The sequence below is a fragment of the Thermostichus sp. OS-CIW-30 genome (assembly GCF_054060215.1).
Map to the genome: position 1 here is coordinate 44,677 of NZ_JBSSCZ010000001.1, position 19,618 is coordinate 64,294.

Here is a 19,618-nt window from a genome sequence, read left to right on the forward strand (position 1 = left end):
GCAACTCCAGCCGCTATCTTCAAGTTTTCTTCTAGGCTTTTAGCATCTGCCTTTTCCTTCATTGCAGTTAGCAAAAATAGCTGATCCTCCCCACTCAGCCCACTTATAAAATGGGGATATAGATTCGATAGGGACAGCTTTAAAATGATCGATCCTACTTCTACAGTGAAGCTCAAGCTGGGAAAGCTTCGAGTTCCTATCTTTCTCTATCTGGGCTATTACTGATTTTGCCTCTTCCTGTAGCTTCTTAGCGCTCTCAACTTGCGACTTGCTATATCCTTTATCAAAAATGGCCATAAAAAGACTAATAACTGAGATTAGAAAGAGCACAAGCCCGATTGAGCTACTTAAGGCACCAATGAACAAGCTCAGGACTAAAAGCGAGAGGGCACCCAGTATAGTGTCACTTTTGGTGGCAAAGGTATGATCAATTTTAGCTTCCTCTTGTTTTATTCCGATAGAGATCAAGTTTCTCCTTAACTCAGACTTAACTTGCTCTACTCTTTGGTTATAGTTGGCCTCGATGTTTTTCTTACGACGTTCTATCTCTTCTGCAGCTTCCTTTATCTTGTCGAAGTCAAAGGGCCAAGGTTTGCCATCTTGTGTGCTGTAACCGCGTTCTGCTTTTAAGTCTTGGTCATACCCGCTCCCTTTTGTGGGCGAAGTCTGGGAAAGCCTTTGGGAGTCATAGGCTTTTCGCTTCACAGGATCACTCAGGACCGAGTATGCTTCCTGAATAGACTTAAACTTTTCCTCAATGTACTGCCGCCCCTTAACAGGTGTATCTGGGTGAAGTTTATCGGGATGGTATTCTTTGGCAAGCCGCCTGTAGCTCTCTTTAATTTCTTCTAGAGTTGCATTGGGCTGTAATTCCAGCTCGCGGTAAAGGTCTTTCATGGGAGGATCCCGCGCAGGGGGCCTTGTGCCGGCTACTTTGATGCGGGGATCCTATTCCCTGAGGGGAAGCCTTGCAAAGTGCTACTCAATACCTAGACTCTTTTTTAAGCCTATTTTAGGGATCGGACAGCTCCAGCCAAGCAGCCCTTGGCTCCTCCCTCAGTAGATGCTTTTGCAGGGCCAAAGGTGGAGTTATGAGCTGGTTGATGTGGCTTGCCGCGCCAAGACCCACTCCACCAGGGTGCGCACCCCATAACCGGTGGCCCCTTTGTTGTTGTAGCCTGCATCCTTCTCTGTCCAAACGGGGCCTGCTATATCCAGGTGGGCCCAAGGGGTTTTCTCCACAAACTGCTTCAGGAACAGGGCAGCGGTGATGGATCCCCCTGAGCGGGGGCCGGTGTTTTTCATGTCGGCCACAATGGAGCTAAGCCCCTCGAAGTAGCCTTCTTCCAGCGGCAGGCGCCAGATTTTTTCGCCGGAAAGGTTGGCAGCTTGCTGTAGCTCCTGGGCCAACGTCTCATCCGGGGTGAACAAGCCGGCAATTTCTTCCCCCAGAGCAATCACACAAGCACCGGTCAGGGTAGCCAGATCGAGGATGGCATCAACGCCCAGCTTTTCCGCAAACACCAGGGCATCTGCCAAGGTGAGGCGGCCTTCTGCGTCGGTGTTGTTGACCTCGATGGTCTTTTGGTTAGAAGCGGTGAGGATATCTCCCGGATGAATAGCATGGCCGCTGATCATGTTTTCCGTGGCGGCGACGATGAAGTGCAGTTCCGCCTGAGGCTTGAGGGCGGCTAAGGCCCGTGCAGCTCCCAAAACTGCCGCTGCTCCCCCCATGTCGGTTTTCATCATGGCGATGCTGCGGGAGTCGGTTTTGATGTTCAGCCCACCGGAATCGAAGGTCAGCCCCTTGCCCACCAGGGCCAATTTGGTGACGGGATCCCCTTGTGCCGGCTTGTAGGTGAGGTGGATAAACTGGGGCGGCAGATCAGAGGCTTTGGCCACACCCAAAAAAGCCCCCATCCCCAGAGCTTCGCATTCTTCCTGTCCCAGAATCTCCACCTCTAGGCCATATTCCTGGGCCAGTTGGCGGGCGGTATCGGCCAGGGCGAGAGGAGTCACAATGTTGGCGGGGGCAGCCACCAATTCCCTAGCCAAGATGGTTCCTGCGGCCATCTCAATGGCCCGCTGCAGCGCGACTTCGTAATCGGGGCGAGCCTGGGCCAACCCCGGCACCAAAAGGGTTACTTCCTGCACAGAAAAGCTGTTTTCCTCTTCCCCTTTGGCTGAAGATTTAAACCGATTGTCCCGGTGCGCCACCAGTAGGCAGGCTTCGGCCACCGCCTGAACCCCACGCACCCGATCCAACCCCGTCTCCGGCAAAGACAGCATCACCTGCTTGGCTTTTAGGCTGTGAGCCTGGCGCAGGCCGTTGGCTGTGGCCCGTCGTAGGGCTTCTAGCGTTAGGGCCGCGGGATCCCCCAACCCCACCAACACCAGTTTGCGGATCTCTCCTGTCAGGCGCAGGGCAACACTGCTATTCGGCTTACCCTGAAACCCCTGCTCCTGAACGGTTTCCGCCACCAGCCCTGACCACGCCTTTTCATCCCAAGAGGCGATCTCAGGGGGCAGAGGAAAGCGGCCATTCCCGCCGGAAGCGGCAAAGCAATAGACCAGGGCACATTCCCCTTGAGTGAGTGGCGGCTCGCTGAGATGAAGCTGCATGAGAAATCCTTGACCAAGCTGTTGACATGGGATCCCCAGTCTATCCAATTTCGCCGGCTCTTAGGGCAAGGGATCCCCCCTCTAGTGGGCGGGCCGGAAGATCCCGAAGCAGGAAGTGTAGCCGTGTAAAAAGGTGGATCCCCCAACGGGGCCGATCTCACCATTGCAAAAGAACCCCCCCAAGGGCAGCTCTCCAAGCAATTCCCGAAACCGTTGCGAGTCAAAATCGGGAGTGCCGTACAGGCCCTTGCCTCGCCCCAAACAGGAGAACATCAACGCCCCACAAGGCTCCGGCCTCGGTTGAGAGGGGCTTTGCCTCAAGTTGCGCTCGGCACAATAGCGGCTGAGGGCCCAACGCAGATCTTCTGCCGAAGTCTGGGCATCCCGCAGATGAAATTGCACCGTCTGGCCAGGGCGCACCTGATCCCCGATGGCCAGCGCCCCCACGCGCGGATCAACGCCCAAGATTACGCGAATGAGGAAATCTCCCGGCGTCGGCTCCGACTTGAACTCATCCATCAGCAGGCCGATGAAGAGAGAGTGGCGGGCCAATCGCTGATCCACGGGACTGAGCCGCTCTGCCAAGTCCTGCAAAACCGCTAGAGGAGGGCGACCCTCCAAGCCAAGAATCACATTCCCCTCTGCTTCCGTCACCCGCAAGGGATCCCCAATGGGGCGACACCCCTGGGCCACCACTGCATCCAGCACCACATTGCCGTAGAGCGCTAGCCCCACTGTGCCCTCTCGATACAGCTCCCGCCGAGGTGTGAGGGTACGCGCATCCAGCAAAAACAGAGCATTGCCCCGAGGGCCGCGGCCCCCACTGGCCAATCCCCCCACTTTGACTGATCCCGGATAGGCGAAATCCAACCCCTGCAGCAACTCTGAGATGCCAGAGGAAAATCCATCGGCCAAGAGCAGAAAATGAGGCTTGCTCTGCGGCGAAACCCCAACACAATCGATCCAAGCAGAAGGAGCCGCATCCAAGTCCGGCAATTGGTTCCCCCGCAGATGAAAAGGATGCAGCACCACCTCCGGCATGACTGCCAAAGACAAGGAGAGAGCCGGGCCATCCTCAATTTCATGCCCCCCACCCACAATGCCACCGCCGGAGCAGCCGATCAAAACGTCCACCTCCAGCAGCTCCGACAGCAATGGCAACACCCGGATGTATTCGCTGGCAAAGGCCGCCGACACAAACAAAACCCCCAAGTTGGGCCGCAGCGGCTGAGAGGGGACATACCCCGTCAGCAGCCCCGGCAACCCACCGGATCCCACCGTCTGCACCTGCCGACTCAGGACACTTTTCAGCTGGGCTGCCTGAAGCTTGGCCTTGGCTTCCTCCACCACCTGCCGCAGAGCCGCTTCTAGGGAAGGGAGCTGGGAGAGCGCGTTCACCCACTGCATCGGCGTGTTCCTACGGTCTGGAGTTTGCTGTCTTTAGGCTAGCAATTTATGGCCGGGCTGGCTGTTCTGCACGGTCTCTGTTCAAGACAGGATCAGGGCAGATAAGGCCGGGGATCCACAGGCGCGCCCCCGCCGGGGCGGACTTCAAAGTGCAGATGCGGCCCTGTGCTCCAGCCAGTGCTGCCGCGGCTCATGATTGTCTGCCCCTGCTGCACGTACTGGCCTGTGGAAACGTAAATCTGATGGCCGTGGGCATAGCGAGTAACAATTCCGTTGGGATGGCGAATGTCCACTCGATTGCCGTAGCCATCCCCAGCATTCCCCGCGAAGATCACCACTCCCTCCTGAACGGCTACAATGGGGGATCCCACGGGGCCAGGAATATCTACCCCTGCATGAAGGCGACCGCGACGGTAGCCAAAGCCAGAGGTGATTTGCCCGGAGACCGGCCAGATAAACCCACTGCTGCGGGCCTGAGGAGGAGCTGGAGGAGGCGCTGGCGGCGCTGGCCGAGCTTGTGGCTGGCTCTGAGCTCGTCGGGCAGGAGCAGGGGTGGGCTGCGTACCCGGCGCCGGAATCGTAAGGCGTTGGCCAATGCGCAGCCAGTGGGGATTGCGCAAGTTGTTGGCTTGAATAATGGATCGCTGAGTTACCCCATAGCGGGCGGCGATCCGTTCGATGGTGTCACCGGCTCCAACTGTGTGGGTCAGGGATCCACCGGCCAAGAGGGCCTGCCGTTCTTGTTCCATTTGCTGGGCCCGGCGTTGCTGCTCCGCCTGTAATCGAGCTTGGGCTTCGGCTTGGCGTTGGGCTTCCTCCTCTTGCTGGCGGCGCTCTTCCTCTTCGCGAGCTTTCTGGGCAGCGATCATCTCCTTCTGACGCTGGATCAACTCGCCCACATCGCCGGGGATGAGCAGGCGTTGGCCAATGCGCAGATATTCCGGGCGATCCAGAGGAGTCGCTTCGATAATCCGCTGCTGGGGAACTCGGTAGCGGTTGGCAATGTCCTCCAGTGTGTCTCCCTGCTTGACGGTGTAGATCAATCCCGGCTGGCTGGGGATGAGGAGAACTTGCCCCGGCTTCAGCTCAGTACTGGCCTGAATACCATTGGAGACGGTGATGGCAGCCGCGTCGAGCTGATACATCTGGGTCAGTTGCCAGAGGGTTTCCCCCGGCTGAATTTCATGCTCCAGAATGCCTCTGGGCCCTTCTCCTGTCGGGATTCGCCCTTCTGCGAAGGCTTGGCGCAGCTGCTCCTTTTTCCGCTCGTAGTTTTGCTGCAGAGCGCCAGATAGCGTATGCACAGAGGGTGGGATCGGCTCTACCGCCGGAGACAGGGGGCGATTCAACTGTCGCTGCTGTAGGGTAGCGACTCCGGCCAAGCCCAGCATCAGCAAAAGACCAGTGGCCCAAGCCGGATATCCCCGACGCGCAGGAGCAGAATCCCCCGGCTCTGGATGGGCTGTCTCAGGCTCGGTTGGGCGCCTGGGGGTGGCCGGCAGCTGCTCTTCCCCAGCTTCTGCGCAGGGATCCGCCTCCAGCTTCAGAAGCCATACCAGGCCCGTTAAGCTGAGAGAGAGGGCCAAACCAACCCATCTTGGCTTCGACCGCCCAGAGAGAGGGGCTGGAGCCCACTCCAGAAGATAGGCTTCCTCGGCAGATGAATCCGCAGAAGTCCAGGACTGTTCTGAAGGGATCCCTGCCGAGCCCTTTGGGGGTGGGGGGGAAAGGGTGCTCACGGCAGCACCGCGGAAATCCAGCTCCCCGTTTTGGGGATTGGGGAAAGTGGGTTTTAAAGGCATCCTCACACCAACAGGCTGACACTAGAGTGCAAGAGAAGAAGATGTCAAAATGAGGGGCATAAGCCCCTTGGCACCGAGCACCCCAGGGGTGACTCAAGCCGGGGTGGAGCTCGCTAATGAACAGGCTGGCTCGCACTCAGGTTAGAGTACCGTAGTTAACAAATCTAGACAAGTCTTGGCAGGTAATTTCAGCCACAATGCTTGCCTCACAATGGTTCCAGCCCTTGGCTCGTTGAGATTTTGTCGAGCCTCATCCGATTCAAGACAAAGTGCGCCATCGTCTTTTTTTGGAAGACAAAGCCTGTTTTGCTGTAGCTGAAACTACAAACTAGGGATACCCATGGATTTGGTTGTCTATAACACATTGACTCGCCGCAAGGAAGTGTTTCAGCCGCTGGCAGCAGGTGGATCTCAATCCGTTTCCGTCGGCAATTCCCAGGGATCTGCAGCTCCAGTTGCGGAGGAGAAGCCCCTGGTGCGGATGTATGTCTGTGGTGTAACGGTTTACGACCTCTGCCACCTCGGCCATGCGCGTACCTACGTGGTTTGGGACATGGTGCGTCGCTACCTGGAGTGGCGCGGCTACCGAGTGAAGTATGTGCAGAATTTTACCGATGTGGATGACAAGATCCTCAAGCGGGCGTTGGAACGTGGCGAATCCATGCAAGCGGTGGCGGAGCGCTTCATCGCCGAATATTTCCAGGACATGGATCGCCTGAACATCAAGCGGGCCGATCTCTACCCGAGGGCAACGCAATCGCTGCAAGCCATGTTCCAGTTGATCCAATCTTTGGAGCTCAAAGGCTTTGCCTACCGGGTACGGGATCCGATTCGACACCAGACCGACCCGTCTTCCCTCCGGCAAACCGGGCACAAGCCGGAGACCCCCGCCTCTGTTCAGTACTCTGTTTACTACTCTGTCCGCAAGTTCCCGGATTACGGCCAGCTATCCGGTCGAAAACTGGAGGAGATGGAGGCGGGAGCCAGTGGCCGGGTAGGAGAAGAAGGAGCTGAGAAACAGGATCCCTTCGACTTTGCCCTTTGGAAAGCGGCCCCCCCTTCTGAGCCGGGGTTTGCCTCCCCTTGGGGTTGGGGGCGACCGGGCTGGCACATCGAATGTTCCGCCATGGTGCGGGAGACCCTGGGAGATCACATCGACATTCACGCCGGCGGGGCAGATTTGATTTTCCCCCACCACGAAAATGAGCTGGCCCAATCGGAGCCGATCACCGGCAAGCCGATGGCCAAGTACTGGATGCACAACGGTTTTCTCAACATCAACGGCGAGAAAATGTCCAAATCTTTGGGCAACTTCACCACCCTGCGACAGGCCCTCGCCGTCTATCACCCCATGGCCTTGCGGCTGTTTCTGTTGCAGACCCACTACCGTAGCCCCATAGATCTCACCGAGGCAGCCATGCAGGCGGCTAGCCGTGGCTGGGAAACCCTCCAGAAAGGGATCCACTGTGCCCAGCACTTCTGCAAAGAAGAAAAGGGATCCCCTGATGCTGAGGCCATGCAAGCCTTTCAAGCTGCTATGGACAATGATTTTGGCACCCCTGAAGCGCTGGCTATCGCCTTTGAATTGGCCAAAGAACTCACCCGCGAACACAACCTGTTCACCCATCAAGGCCAAACCCATCTGGAGCCCCAGGCCCTCAAACAAAAAAGCGCTGCCTTGCTGGAGATTTTGGCTACTTTGGGATTCTGTTGGCCCTCATTCTCTGAATTCGAGGGATCCAAAGAAGCAGCTACAAATGGGGAACTTAACTTTAAAAAAATCGAGGAGCTGATCGCGCAGCGCTCGGCAGCCCGTAAGGCGAAAAACTTTTCAGAGGCAGATCGCATTCGGGATCAGTTGAAAGCCCTGGGCATCACCCTCATCGATCAAAAAGATGGCACCACCCGTTGGCTGCGAGAATAGGGGTTGAGGAGCATTCCTCGGGCTCATTCAAAATGGATGTGGCTGTAACCTAGGGGCTCAGAGGGGCAAAGTGCTTCTCCCTTCGTTTGGGTTGCTGGAAAAGTTCGGCTAGAGTCAGATCAGTGACTGTGTCAACGTCTCGGCGGATCTCAATGCTTTCTCCAGCTACTGCGCAAACTGATCTGAGTCCCATCGATCTGGATTGCCTGCTCACCCCTGAGATTCAGCGGCCAGCCCGCTACTTGGGCAAAGAGTTTGGCGCCGTCCACCGTCCTTGGGATTCGGCACGGGTGCGTTGGGTGCTGAGCTATCCAGAGCTGTACGAGGTGGGAGCTTCCAACCTAGGCCACCTCATCCTTTACAACATCCTCAACGCCCAGCCGGATCAACTGTGTGACCGCACCTACTTGCCAGGCCCGGATCTGGCGGCCCGCCTGCGGCAGTTGGGGATCCCGCTGTTTGCCGTGGAGTCCCGCCGCCCTCTGCGCGCTTTCCATATCATTGGCTTCAGCCTGGCTTACGAGCTGGGGGGCACCAACATCCTGGAGATGCTGGACCTGGCCGGGATCCCGCTCAAGTGGTGGGAGCGGCAGCCCTTTACCCCGGAAGAGTGCCCTCTGATCTTTGCCGGTGGGCCAACCGCCACCTCCAACCCAGAGCCTTTTGCCGACTTTTTCGATTTCTTCGTCTTCGGAGATGGGGAAGAGGTGCTGCCGGAAATTGGCCAAGTGCTGGCCGGATCCCTGTCCAAGCCCCGCCGAGAGGTCTTGCTGGAGCTGGCCCAGGTGCCGGGGGTGTACGTGCCCCAGTTTTACGAAGGGATCCCACCGCGGCCCATCGTGCCTGGGGTGCCGGAGCGCATCCGCCGTCGGGTGGCCCTGCCTCAACCCCAATACTCCGTCGGCCTGGTGCCTTTGGTGGAAACCGTCCACGACCGCCTGGTGATGGAAGTGCGGCGGGGCTGCACACGGGGCTGCCGATTTTGCCAGCCGGGAATGCTTACCCGCCCAGCGCGGGATGTGGCTCCGGAAGCAGTGGTGGAGGCTGTGGTGCAGGGCTTGCGCAAGACCGGCTACAACGAATTTTCCCTCTCTTCTCTCAGTTGCTCCGACTACCTTTCCCTGCCGGCGGTGGGAGCGGAGCTGCACAACCGTCTCCTCAGAGAACACATTGCCCTTTCCCTGCCCAGCCAGCGGGTGGATCGTTTTGATGAGCAAATTGCCGCCATCATGAAGGGATCCCGCCGCTCCGGCCTCACCTTTGCCCCCGAAGCTGGCACCCAAAGGCTGCGGGACATCATCAACAAGGGCCTCACCGATGCCGACTTGATTCGCGGCATTCGCACCGCCGTCCAAGAGGGCTGGGACAAAATCAAGCTCTATTTCATGATTGGCCTGCCCGGCGAGACCGACGCCGATGTCCTGGGGATCGCCCGCACCGTCGAGATGCTGCAGCGAGAATGTGCAGCCCTGGGTCGCAAGCGGGTGGAATTTACCCTCACCCTCTCCAACTTCACCCCCAAGCCACACACCCCCTTCCAGTGGCACCGGGTAGACTATGCCGACGTGCAGCGGAAGCAGGCCCTGCTGCAGAAGGAGCTGCGGCGGCTGCGGGGCGTCAAAGCCCACTTCACCGATATCCGCTTCAGCATCCTGGAAGACTTCATCGGCAAAGGGGATCGCTCCCTGGGACAGATGATCGAGCGGGCTTGGCGGGCCGGTGCCGGCATGGATGCCTGGTGGGAAAGCATCGACACCGCCTATGCTGCCTGGGTGAGGGCCTACTGCGGCGAAGAGGTGGATCCTGCCGCCGATCCGGTCGCCCTCTGCGCCCATCTCCCCATCCGGGAATTGGGCCTGGAGGATCCCTTGCCCTGGGATCACATCGATACCGGCATCGACAAAAAATGGCTGCAAAAAGACTACCGCCGCGCCCTGGAAGCCCTCACCGTGGAAGACTGCTCCTTCGAGGGCTGCTCCGCCTGCGGCATCTGCGGCCCCGGCTTCGGCCACAACATCGTCATTCCCCCTCCGCCCGTCCCGCCCCTGCAGAGCAAACCCACCCCCACCCCGGATCCCCTGGAGCCGGAGCCACCTGCCCAGCGTTTCCGCATCACCTACGGCAAAATCGGGGATCTGCGCTGGCTGGGCCACCTGGATCTCATGCGCCTGTGGGAACGGGCCTGTCGGCGAGCGGGGTTACCTCTGGCCTTCAGCGGCGGCTACCACCCCATGCCCCGCCTGGCCAACGCCAACGCTCTGCCCATCGGCCAGGAAGGCTACGGCGAAATCCTGGATCTGGAGCTGCTGGATCGGCCTGAAGGTCCTCTGACGCCTGAGAAACTGCGCGCCCTTCTGAGCGAACAGCTGCCCCCGGAGATCCCCATCCAAGCGGTCCAAGAAATTAGCCTTCGGGATCCCTCGGCCACCGCAGCCGTTTACGCCGCCGAATATCAGCTCACGGTGAGCTGCGAGTTGCCCAAAGCCGTTCACGGCAGCGGGACGGAGTCCTCTTGGCCTGCCTGGGTCACCCAGATCCTAGACGCGCAGGAAATCTGGATTGAAAAAACCTCCAAGTCTGGCAAGTCCTCTCCCTTCAATGCCCGCGCCCTGCTTTACTACCTAGAGTTTCAGGGCCTGACCCCCGAGGGCAGCGCTTGCCTCCTTTACCGGGGCAGTTGCCGCAACGACGGTGCCTACCTGCGGCCCACCCATCTGGTTCAAATGGCCGAGTCATTGGGGTTGCCCCACTGGACACTACAGACGGCAAAGCGGCTGCGCCTGTTGTGGGAGAACCCCCTAGCCGATCCAGATTGAGCACTTCCTCTGGGAGCAACCCAAGGGCTAAGGGTCTGTCTGGGCTGAGGGATCCCACAAGCGCTATAATGCTGCTATTGCTGGCTCCTGCCGCTGTGGGGCTCGCCAAGCATCAACTTGACCAAGGGCGGGGTGAGCAGCAGGCAAAAGCTGGGCCGGATTCTGGAATGGAGACACTCTTAACTCAGTACCCAGGGCAGGTAACAGGCGTGATGGGGTCGAGTCGATAGGTGCAACAGAAAAGTGTGCCTCTTCGACCTAGCCCAGATCTAACCAGAAAATTTTACCCTGAGAAGGTGCTTCTTTCCGCGCGCAAACCCTGTCTTGTTGTGGACTATCGCTACGCGACGCTTTCGCGAACAGGCTGGGCCGCACAACTGGGGTTCTGCAATGGGCCAGCGTTCGATCTCCCGAGGCGGAGCCGTCTTGCTCCCTGAGCCTATCGATTGAGCCCATCCATGAATCTCCATGCAAACCTCACCGAATCCATTCATCCCATCCGATGAGTTTTCCTTCCAATCAGCAGAAGCCCCCCGCTGTACCCACCAGAGCCAGCATTGGGTAGTTCACATGCACTTAAACTCACCTCACCCATTGGAGAGGAAACAAAGCCAAGCGTCAAAGCAGAGCTGAGGGTAATGGACAGCCCCATGACGACTCGATCCTGGTTAAAGAAACTTGAGCAGATCCCAGCAAAAGGACAACACCTCGCCAGAACGAGGGTTCAATCCGTAACCGCGTGCCCTTGGGGCGGGGAGGGAAGTTAATGCCCAGGCAGATTGTCATTGCCGAGCAACATCGCGTGGCAGCCGTCTTCGCCGAAGATCAAGTGCAAGAGCTGATCGTCGCCAGCGGCGCTCACCAAGTGGGAGACGTTTACGTCGGAATCATCGAGAACGTTCTGCCCAGCATCGATGCCGCTTTCGTCAACATCGGCCCTGCAGAGCGCAATGGGTTTATCCACGTCAGCGACCTGGGCCCGCTGCGCCTCAAGCGAAGTCATGCCTCGATTTCTGAGCTGGTCTTGCCGCAGCAAAAGGTGCTGGTACAGGTGATGAAAGAGCCTACCGGCAACAAAGGGCCAAGGCTTACCGGAGATTTGGCCTTTCCAGGGCGGTATTTGGTGTTGCGACCCTACGGAAAAGGCGTTCATCTGTCCCGCCGCATCGAGGATCGAGAAGAACGCAACCGTTTGAAGTCGCTGGCCATTTTGATTAAACCCCCGCAGATGGGCCTGTTGGTGCGCACCGAAGCGGAAGGTGTGTCCGAAGAAGCGATGATCGACGACCTGGAGCAATTGAAGAAACTCTGGGAAGATATTCAACAGCAGTATCAGGCAGCACGGGGGCCGGGGCTACTCAACCGGGATGACGACTTTATTCAGCGGGTGCTGCGGGATGTTTACTCCGACGATGTGAACCGTATTGTGACCGACTCTGCGGCAGGAGCGAAGCGAGTCCGTAGCTATCTGCAGGGCTGGAACAAGGGCCAAATGCCCCCCGGTGTCGTTGTCGATGCCCACCGCGAGCCCACCCCCATTCTGGAGTATTTTCGGGTCAACGCGGTCATTCGGCAGGCGCTGCGGCCACGGGTGGATCTGCCCTCTGGTGGCTACATCATCATCGAGCCCACCGAGGCCCTGACGGTAATTGATGTTAACTCGGGCTCCTTCACCCAATCGGCCACTTCTCGGGAGACAGTGCTGTGGACAAACTGTGAGGCGGCTACCGAGATTGCCCGCCAATTGAGGCTGCGCAACATTGCCGGTGTGATTGTGGTGGACTTCATCGATATGGATTCCCGCCGCGACCAGTTGCTGGTTTTGGAGCATTTTAACAAGGCCCTCTCCAGCGATAAAGCTCGCCCACAGGTGGTCCAACTGTCGGAATTGGGGCTGGTGGAGCTCACCCGCAAACGGCAGGGGCAAAGCCTTTACGAGATCTTCGGCTATTCTTGCCCCACCTGTGAGGGGCTGGGGATCCTAGCCCGCTTGCCGGGGGCCGAGCCAGGGCATCTGTTAACAATAGAAAGCGGCCTGACGGTAACGCTACCCACCGAGGCGGAAGGAGGGGATGAGGAAGAGGCCGGCCCGATCCTGCCCCGCGATGGCAACCCCCAACGGGCACGCCTGCGAGTGGGGAGCGATGGGCTGTCTCGAGGCGATAGCCGTGCGCTGCTGCGGCGGTCGCGCTCTGCCCCCGGACAACGACGCCCCAGCCCGGATCCCTTTACGACTTCAGACGATCTGGAGGAAGAGCCACGGGTTGAAACGGGACGCAAGCGTCCCCGTGAAGACTGGGGGGATCCCCGCACTGGCCAGCGCCTCGTTGCCCGGAGCCTGGATACTCCTGTAGAAGAGGAAGCCCCAGAGCCGATGCAACTGCCAGGGGGCGGAGCAGACCTAAAGCGTCAAGAACCCCGCCGTTCTGGCCCTGGGGAAGAGGCAGAATCCGCCTCACGCAAAGATCACACTTCCCCAGCCCGCACCGTTCGCGCCAGCGGGACGGAGTCCTCAGAAGGCCGTCCGGCTCCGGTACGGCAAACCGTCACCGTGGAGATGACCCCGTTACAACAACGGGTCTACTCGGAGTTGGGGCTGTCGCCGCTGTTGCTGCTTGACCAGCCGCCGCCTTGGGGCCGAGACACGGCGGTTAGGGTGGTTCTGCCGGGAACTCTCGAGGTGGAAAGTAGCCCAGAGGTGGAGACTGAGGCAACTTCTCAGGCGGAGGAGTTGGCGCCCGAACCGGATGCCTTGCAGGAGAAGGAGCCGCTGGATACCGTTTCTCCACCCGAACCCTCGGAACCCGAAATCTCCTCTGCTGAATCGTTCCCGTCAGCCGTGCAGAGCAGCTTGGCCGAGCCAGCGGCGGAACTGGGGATCAGCCCTGCCCAGCAATCTCCAGCAGCCTCCAGGCGACGGCGCTCCCGCAGCAGTTAGGCGCTGCTCTCAAGCCCAGGGGCAGGCATGGGAGTATGGTGGAGCGGGCAAGGCCGAGTTTGATCTGGGAGGGATCCCTTTGGCAGCAGGGGATCCTGCGGGTGGCGGGGGTGGATGAGGTGGGGCGGGGAGCCCTGGCTGGGCCAGTGGTGGCGGCGGCGGTAATTTTGCCGGCCCAGATGGATCCCAAAGAACTGGAGGGAGTGAGGGATTCCAAACAACTGCGTCCGCAGCAACGCGCTCAATGGGCGGAACGGATTCGGCAGGTGGCTTTGGCTGTGGGCGTTGGCAGTGCCTCTGCTGCTGAGATCGACCGGCTCAACATTCGACGGGCCACGGTGCTGGCCATGCAGCGAGCTTTGGCCAAGTTGGATCCAATCGACCACATTTTGCTGGATGGATTGCCGCTGGCCGAGCTGGGATCCCGGCAAACGGCCCTGGTCAAGGGGGATCACATCAGCCTCTCCATTGCCGCTGCTTCAGTTGTGGCCAAAGTCTGGCGAGATGCCTTGATGCAGAGCTGGTATCGGCAGTACCCCGGCTACGGCTGGCGCACCAACGCTGGCTATGGCACGCGGGAGCACCGACTGGCGTTGCAGAACTTGGGGCCCACCCCGCAGCACCGCCGCAGCTTTGCCCCCTTGGCAGAACTGAAAGTCAGCAGATATGATGGTTAATGCAGTTGCATTGCCCACGTAGCTCAGTGGACTAGAGCACTGGGTTCCGGTCCCAGGTGTCGGAGGTTCGAATCCTTTCGTGGGCGTCTTCAGGCATATAAGTTCAGCCATATAAGTGGGCAACATACTCTCCGTACCCGTTGTAGGGCAAGGTGGGAACGATTTGCCACTGGGAACGGGATCCGAAACCGATCAAGACTTCCTGCTCCTGTGACCAGCGGGGGTGGGGCACCCTAGGATCCACATTGGCCTCAAATCCATACTCCTCAGGGGCGAGGGTATTCCAAAACGTAGAGGGTTGATGATCCAAAAGCTCGATTTTGACGATGGATTTTCCCCCCTTAAAGCCATACTTCCAGGGAACCACCATGCGAATTGGCGCTCCGTGCTGTTTGGGCAACGGCTTGCCATAAACGCCGAGGGCAAAAAAGGCCAACTCGTTAGCCATTTCCTCGATCCGCAACCCTTCCGTGTAGGGCCAAGGCAAGTTGGGGGGCCAGATCGGGCCAGGCATAATTTCCGAATCGTAAAAGGAAGTAAAGCGGACAAATCGAGCCGTCGGCAAGGGATCCACCCGTTCCAGCAGCAGCCGCATCGGAAAGCCCAACCACGGCACCACCATCGCCCAGGCTTCCACACAGCGAAAGCGATAGATGCGCTCTTCGAGGGGGAAGTTAAACAGATCTTCCAGGCCCAACCGCTGAGGATGCCGCACCAGCCCGGTAATCTCGACAGTCCAGGGATCCGTGGGCAAAGCCTGTGCAGCCCGCCAGACGCGCTTTCCGGAGCCAAACTCGTAAAAGTTGTTGTAACGAGCAGCTACAATCTCCTCGGTGACGGGCCTGCCCACATCCGAAAAGTGGGGGTTGAGTGGGATCCCCCTCAGCTCTCGTTCTACCGAGGGAGCAGCTCCCCTGCTGCCAAACCCAAAAATAGAAAAACTGGCTCCCACCCCAACGGATCCCAGTTGCGCTAGAAATTGCCGCCGGCTGAAAAACATCTCTTCTGGAGTGACCTGTGCCTCTCGTTGCCAGGGGTGAGGAACTCGGATCCCGAACATCCATCAGCCATCCTTTGATTCAGAGTCAGGGAAAAAGTCTGCCGCCCGAACTACTACATCCTAAATGAATTACTACATCCTAAACGGATCTAAGCCGACATTCCCCGAGCTCGTTTCCAGCGCTGCCCCATGTGTAGTCATTTCAAATGTAGTCATTTCAAACAGCAATGAAACGATTTGTTATGTCTGTCCCTGGCTCCCCTCTCCTTTTGAGAGAGGGGTTGGGGGTGAGGGAAACCCTGCAGGCTGGGATGATCGGTGACGAAATCACGGTATAGCCGTGTTGGCTGAGTCCGTGCTGCTGGAAAAAAGTGTGGGGATCAGCTAAGGACTTGAGCTGGGCTCCGGCAAAACGTAAATAGACTCCACCTGCCGCCCTGCCGATGGCACTGCCTGGATGGTGCCCTTGTCGATGTGGTAAATGACTTTCTCCGCTTGCAACTGATTCTCCCCTTGGTTGATGATGACCTGGCCCTCCAGCTCAATGCGTTGCTCCTGGCTGTAATACACAGCTCTTTGGGCGCGGGCCGTAAGCCGCTCGGCAGGAAAACTGAGGGTGACATTGCCAATGGCCGTAAAAACCCCTGTGTTGGCGTTGGCCTCCTGCACATCGGCGCTGATGCTGATGGCACGGGGATTCTGACCCCAAGCCGGGATTCCAAGGGCCAGCACCACACCCACAGCCCAGCCCAGCGTCCCTAGCCGCTGCCAACCCTTCCGGTCAAACGCCATCTCCAAAGCCATGCCCCATCACCCCGTCAAACCACCCCAGCAGCCAGTCTAGCTTCTCAATCCTGGTCATAATGGCGGGGCAGCCTACTGATCCGTTCCCTTTCTCCCCTGGGGCAGAGCTTGGGCAAGCTGTCTTTCCAATTCGGCAACGCGCTGCATGAGCTGTCGGTTGGCTTCCAGCAGCTCCCGCGCCTGGCTGTTGAGGTAGGGATCCGATTCCCACCAATTGATGCCGATCTCCTTGGCCTTATCCACCGAAGAAATCAGCAGGCGAATGCGCACATTCAGCAACTCCACATTGCCCACCGAAACGGTGATGTCTCCGGCGATCACAATGCCCTTATCCAGCACCCGCTCCAGCACATCGGCCAGCGAGGAGCCATGAGTAGCCGTGGTCAAGGGTTGAGAGCTAATCGGCACAGGGTTAATCGACCTCCAAAGTGTACCAACAGGCAAAAGACTCAGCCAGGCAGTTGGTCTAGCAGATAATTCAGCAGCTGGGATCCCTCTTCATAGCGCTTGCCAGCCCGGGGCAACAGCACATCCGCACACAAAGCGCGAAAATCGGCATTCTCTTTGCTAACTGCCAGCTCATGTTCCTTGACAATGCGCCCGATCATCAAACAACTGCGCAGGCTGGGGTGGCGCGTCAGATCCAACTTGCGGCGAAAAGCCCGCACAATGTGGACGATCTTGAGGGCGTCGGGGCCGGATAAGCCTATTCGCGAGGTGAGAATCTCCTTTTCGGTCTCGATGTCCGGCTCCCCCATATCGATGGTGATCATCCGATCCAGCAGCGCATCTTGGGCCCTGTGAACCCCGGTATATTCCTCCGGGTTAGAGGTAAAAATGGCCCGGAACTGGGGATGCACCCGCAGATATTCCGAGCGGTTGCTGTCCGGCGGCAACACCAGCAGCCTCTCCTCCAAGGCACTCAGGAGAGCATTGTTGGCCTCAGGGCGGGAGCGATTGAACTCGTCGTAGATGAGGGTAAACCCCTCTCGGCAAGCCAAGGTGAGGCGGGCATCCACCCAGCGCTGCTGCACATCCTCCTCCGTCTTCACCACCGAGTGAATGAAGTTGTCCACCACCCGCCGATGGGTAAAACCGGTGCGCCCCCCGATGAGGTCGGAAGAATCGAAGCGGTCATCCCCATAGATCAGCATGATGGGGCGGCCCAGCAGGCTGGCCAGATGCATCGCCAAAGTGGTTTTGCCCGTACCCGAAGGCCCCCGCAAATGCACCGCAAAGCCCGATTGCAAATAGCGCAAAGCGCGGCGGGTAATCCGCTCAATGTAGGGGGTGTTCACGAACTGGCGGGGACGCGCCTGCAGAACCGTGGCCATGGAGATACTCAACCTCTTTGCTGCCCTAGACTCCTTTGCCTTGACTATAGCCCGGATGTTCTTCCTGCGCTCGGCACAACTAAACTGCGACCGTCCCCGACACCATGCGCCGCAGCGTAGCCAAGATTTCCGAGGGATCCAACCCCAGATCCACCGCGCCGCGGGCCAACAAATCCCGCACCCGTTCCCGATCCCCAATTACCTGCAGCAGGGTCAAGTTGGGATCCTGCGCTTGTAGATCACTCACATACTTGTTGACATAGTCAAGGATGGGATCCACCTGTTTCTCAACAGTAGGCGGAACTTCAGGGGGTTCGAGCGTTGTCAAACCCCCTGGGGGTTGGGAAACAGAGACCGGGGCGGACGGCTCCACCGGGGTTTGACCTTCGGCTACAGGCGTTGAGTCGGAAGCAGTCTCACCGGCAGTCGCAACGGCACTGTTAGAGCTTGCACTGGAAGTGGAGACTTCAGGTTCTGGGATGAGGTCAGGGATCCCATTGCCCCACACCTGCTTATGCAACTCCGCCCGGAAAGTGGCCAGGGATCTCCGTAGGGCCTGGGCCTGGGCTTGCTGTTCCTGAGCCATCTGAGCCAGCTCCTGTCGAGCCATTTGCCGGAGAGCCTGTACCCACTGCCGCAAATCGGCGCAAAAAGACTGCCGCGCTTGCTGAGTTTTGTCGGCCATCGCCTGCCGAGCCTGCGTATAGGTGCTCAGCAAATGCTCCACAGCCGCAGTCAAGTTAGCCCGGAAAGCCTGCAATTGCTGCCGGCTGACTTCCAATTGAGCAGATCGTTCCTGCTCCAGGCGAGCCAGACTCTCTGCCACCGACTTGGCCCGCTGAGCCGCCGCTTCCGAACGGGAGCATTCGTCCAGGGATCGCCTCACAGCCCGCTCCTGCCTCAGTTTCTGCAATTGGCTGCGGGTTTGCTCCGTCTGGTGCCGTATTGCTTCTTGTCGTTGCTGGCGGCGCTGCCCCAGCTCAACCATCAGGGCTTGGTGCTGCTCTAGGCGCTGCTGCCGGGATCGGCTTAACAAACTTCGGTTTTGAGTCACCCGCCGGCTGCGGGCCATGGCCCATTGTTCCTGCAAACTCATGATCTCCAATCCCTCACGTCGTTTTCAATGCTTGGGTGGATACAGCTTCTCTGCCTGTTCCCAACTCGATGGCACTGCCAACCTGTAGCTCAGTGCGGCTGCAAGACTCAATCCTCGAACAAAACCCGCAGAAGCAAGGCAGAGACCGGCGGTGGATCCCTGCCTCGCTTTCCGACGGCTAGCTTCCTACGCCTCCGCCCAGAGAGCATAACTCATCCAACCATTGCGATGCTCAAGGCGAGAGGGTTGTGGGCACTTTCCTTGGTTGAGTGATTTTGGTTAGGCAGATTTAGACGGCAGGAGCAGCAGCAGTAGCCGTCAGACCCACAGCCTCAGCGTATTTCAGGTAGGTTTCCACGGAAGCCACAACGACGCGGGCTTCAATGGCCAACAGCTCGATCCCAACCAAAGAAACCCGCACCCAGGCATCGACCACGATACCTTTATCCAAGATGCGATCGATCACTTCGGCCAAGCTGGACGAGGAGTTCACTTTCTCTACTGCCATAACGATCTCTCCTGCACTGATACTGCTGATACTGATGAGGGTTGAAAAGGACAGACAACTCGGCGGCAAAATGGCATGTAGAAGGGATCCCAGCTGAGGATTCACCTTCCCTAGGGCGACAGCCGCACCCTCTATCACCCTAGCCCTATTGTGCTGGCTTTTTTCGGGGAGAACACCCGTAGATTCGCTTAAAAAAGACGGCGAACTCGAAAGGTTTACCGCTTTTCTAAGCGCCATCCCCCCTACATAGTACTCGCCAGCAGAAAAAATGGGCAAAGATGAGGGCGAGTTTTGAGCCCAAGTTGTGGAAGTGTGGTGGAGGGGCAGTGGGAAGCGGCAGGGATCCCCTATACTGGGGGCAGTGGGCTTGCTGACATACCGTTTCTCGCTGGCTGATAGGGCTGTCGTGACCGATTTCAACACCGGGATCCCGAGCGTGCGTCGCCTGCAGAAGGTCATCAAGGATCGGGAAACCCTCGAGGTCAAACTCAATACCGGAGATGTCTTCGTCGGCCAGTTGCGCTGGCAGGATCCCGATTGCCTCTGTTTAGCCGATGCCGAGGGGCGGGAGTCGCTGCTGTGGCGGTCTGCCATTGCTTTCATCAAGGTCAGGCCTCAGTCTTAAGTACTGCTCCGGATCCCTGTACAGCTCTTCTTCCCAATTTTTGAATAAATCTTTACAACAACTCA

Annotated in this window: 15 protein-coding genes and 1 tRNA gene; 6 read left to right on the top strand and 10 right to left on the bottom strand. The window is 58.5% G+C overall.

The features are described from left to right. Positions 1–39 precede the first annotated feature (39 nt). From ACVWZF_RS00235 to ACVWZF_RS00250, 4 genes are all read right to left on the bottom strand, one after another. Positions 40–897, bottom strand: a complete 858-nt coding sequence (locus tag ACVWZF_RS00235) for a DnaJ domain-containing protein (RefSeq protein ID WP_011433414.1) — start codon at positions 895–897, stop codon at positions 40–42. A 192-nt stretch (positions 898–1,089) separates the two neighbouring features. Next, complete coding sequence (locus ACVWZF_RS00240) at positions 1,090–2,622, bottom strand: leucyl aminopeptidase (protein WP_457410561.1); 1,533 nt, start codon at positions 2,620–2,622, stop codon at positions 1,090–1,092. Positions 2,623–2,703: 81 nt separating this feature from the next. Continuing rightward, the gene (locus ACVWZF_RS00245) at positions 2,704–4,029 is read right to left on the bottom strand and encodes an FIST signal transduction protein (protein WP_414406827.1); all 1,326 of its coding nucleotides are present in this window, start codon (positions 4,027–4,029) and stop codon (positions 2,704–2,706) included. A 92-nt stretch (positions 4,030–4,121) separates the two neighbouring features. Continuing rightward, entirely contained in the window at positions 4,122–5,831 is a 1,710-nt protein-coding gene (locus tag ACVWZF_RS00250; protein ID WP_457410562.1) for a LysM peptidoglycan-binding domain-containing protein, read from the bottom strand. A 340-nt stretch (positions 5,832–6,171) separates the two neighbouring features. Here ACVWZF_RS00250 and cysS point away from each other — a divergent pair, with 340 nt between their 5' ends. The 5 genes from cysS (at position 6,172) to ACVWZF_RS00275 (ending at position 14,272) form a co-directional block, all read left to right on the top strand. After that, positions 6,172–7,755, top strand: a complete 1,584-nt coding sequence (cysS, locus tag ACVWZF_RS00255) for a cysteine--tRNA ligase (protein WP_457410563.1) — start codon at positions 6,172–6,174, stop codon at positions 7,753–7,755. A gap of 152 nt (positions 7,756–7,907) precedes the next feature. Continuing rightward, entirely contained in the window at positions 7,908–10,571 is a 2,664-nt protein-coding gene (locus ACVWZF_RS00260; protein WP_011433419.1) for a TIGR03960 family B12-binding radical SAM protein, read from the top strand. A gap of 766 nt (positions 10,572–11,337) precedes the next feature. Next, positions 11,338–13,509, top strand: coding sequence for an Rne/Rng family ribonuclease (locus ACVWZF_RS00265; protein ID WP_011433420.1), 2,172 nt, complete (start codon positions 11,338–11,340; stop codon positions 13,507–13,509). A 35-nt stretch (positions 13,510–13,544) separates the two neighbouring features. Continuing rightward, positions 13,545–14,186 (top strand): ribonuclease HII, encoded by a 642-nt coding sequence (locus ACVWZF_RS00270; RefSeq protein WP_457410564.1) that lies wholly within the window; start codon positions 13,545–13,547, stop codon positions 14,184–14,186. Positions 14,187–14,198: 12 nt separating this feature from the next. Then, positions 14,199–14,272 (top strand) — tRNA-Arg (locus ACVWZF_RS00275). 17 nt (positions 14,273–14,289) lie between these two features. Here the strand turns inward: ACVWZF_RS00275 and msrP are convergent. The 6 genes from msrP to gvpA all read right to left on the bottom strand — a co-directional run bounded on the left by msrP (position 14,290) and on the right by gvpA (position 18,928). Next, a complete protein-coding gene (gene msrP, locus ACVWZF_RS00280; protein ID WP_457410565.1) occupies positions 14,290–15,246 on the bottom strand; it encodes a protein-methionine-sulfoxide reductase catalytic subunit MsrP in 957 nt (318 codons plus the stop codon). Between the two features lie 324 nt (positions 15,247–15,570). Next, complete coding sequence (locus ACVWZF_RS00285) at positions 15,571–15,990, bottom strand: LptA/OstA family protein (protein WP_011433424.1); 420 nt, start codon at positions 15,988–15,990, stop codon at positions 15,571–15,573. Between the two features lie 72 nt (positions 15,991–16,062). Beyond that, a complete protein-coding gene (locus ACVWZF_RS00290; RefSeq protein ID WP_414408153.1) occupies positions 16,063–16,398 on the bottom strand; it encodes a gas vesicle protein in 336 nt (111 codons plus the stop codon). A 41-nt stretch (positions 16,399–16,439) separates the two neighbouring features. Continuing rightward, positions 16,440–17,324 (bottom strand): gas vesicle protein GvpN, encoded by an 885-nt coding sequence (gene gvpN / locus ACVWZF_RS00295; RefSeq protein WP_011433426.1) that lies wholly within the window; start codon positions 17,322–17,324, stop codon positions 16,440–16,442. Between the two features lie 79 nt (positions 17,325–17,403). Continuing rightward, positions 17,404–18,420, bottom strand: coding sequence for a gas vesicle protein GvpC (gene gvpC, locus ACVWZF_RS00300; protein WP_457410566.1), 1,017 nt, complete (start codon positions 18,418–18,420; stop codon positions 17,404–17,406). A 289-nt stretch (positions 18,421–18,709) separates the two neighbouring features. Then, positions 18,710–18,928: a gas vesicle structural protein GvpA gene (gene gvpA, locus ACVWZF_RS00305; RefSeq protein WP_011429717.1), complete on the bottom strand. Its 219-nt coding sequence runs from the start codon at positions 18,926–18,928 to the stop codon at positions 18,710–18,712. A gap of 304 nt (positions 18,929–19,232) precedes the next feature. Between gvpA and ACVWZF_RS00310 the strand changes: the two genes are divergently transcribed. Next, a complete protein-coding gene (locus ACVWZF_RS00310; protein ID WP_414415719.1) occupies positions 19,233–19,553 on the top strand; it encodes an Hfq-related RNA-binding protein in 321 nt (106 codons plus the stop codon). The last annotated feature ends 65 nt before the right edge of the window (positions 19,554–19,618 follow it).

What these genes read in the sequence shown, in the direction of transcription:
- ACVWZF_RS00235 (WP_011433414.1), bottom strand. Translation starts at nt 897, where the DNA reads ATGAAAGACCTTTACCGCGAGCTGGAATTACAGCCCAATGCAACTCTA.
- ACVWZF_RS00240 (WP_457410561.1), bottom strand. Translation starts at nt 2,622, where the DNA reads ATGCAGCTTCATCTCAGCGAGCCGCCACTCACTCAAGGGGAATGTGCC.
- ACVWZF_RS00245 (WP_414406827.1), bottom strand. Translation starts at nt 4,029, where the DNA reads ATGCAGTGGGTGAACGCGCTCTCCCAGCTCCCTTCCCTAGAAGCGGCT.
- ACVWZF_RS00250 (WP_457410562.1), bottom strand. Translation starts at nt 5,831, where the DNA reads ATGCCTTTAAAACCCACTTTCCCCAATCCCCAAAACGGGGAGCTGGAT.
- cysS (WP_457410563.1), top strand. Translation starts at nt 6,172, where the DNA reads ATGGATTTGGTTGTCTATAACACATTGACTCGCCGCAAGGAAGTGTTT.
- ACVWZF_RS00260 (WP_011433419.1), top strand. Translation starts at nt 7,908, where the DNA reads ATGCTTTCTCCAGCTACTGCGCAAACTGATCTGAGTCCCATCGATCTG.
- ACVWZF_RS00265 (WP_011433420.1), top strand. Translation starts at nt 11,338, where the DNA reads ATGCCCAGGCAGATTGTCATTGCCGAGCAACATCGCGTGGCAGCCGTC.
- ACVWZF_RS00270 (WP_457410564.1), top strand. Translation starts at nt 13,545, where the DNA reads ATGGTGGAGCGGGCAAGGCCGAGTTTGATCTGGGAGGGATCCCTTTGG.
- msrP (WP_457410565.1), bottom strand. Translation starts at nt 15,246, where the DNA reads ATGTTCGGGATCCGAGTTCCTCACCCCTGGCAACGAGAGGCACAGGTC.
- ACVWZF_RS00285 (WP_011433424.1), bottom strand. Translation starts at nt 15,990, where the DNA reads ATGGCTTTGGAGATGGCGTTTGACCGGAAGGGTTGGCAGCGGCTAGGG.
- gvpN (WP_011433426.1), bottom strand. Translation starts at nt 17,324, where the DNA reads ATGGCCACGGTTCTGCAGGCGCGTCCCCGCCAGTTCGTGAACACCCCC.
- gvpC (WP_457410566.1), bottom strand. Translation starts at nt 18,420, where the DNA reads ATGAGTTTGCAGGAACAATGGGCCATGGCCCGCAGCCGGCGGGTGACT.
- gvpA (WP_011429717.1), bottom strand. Translation starts at nt 18,928, where the DNA reads ATGGCAGTAGAGAAAGTGAACTCCTCGTCCAGCTTGGCCGAAGTGATC.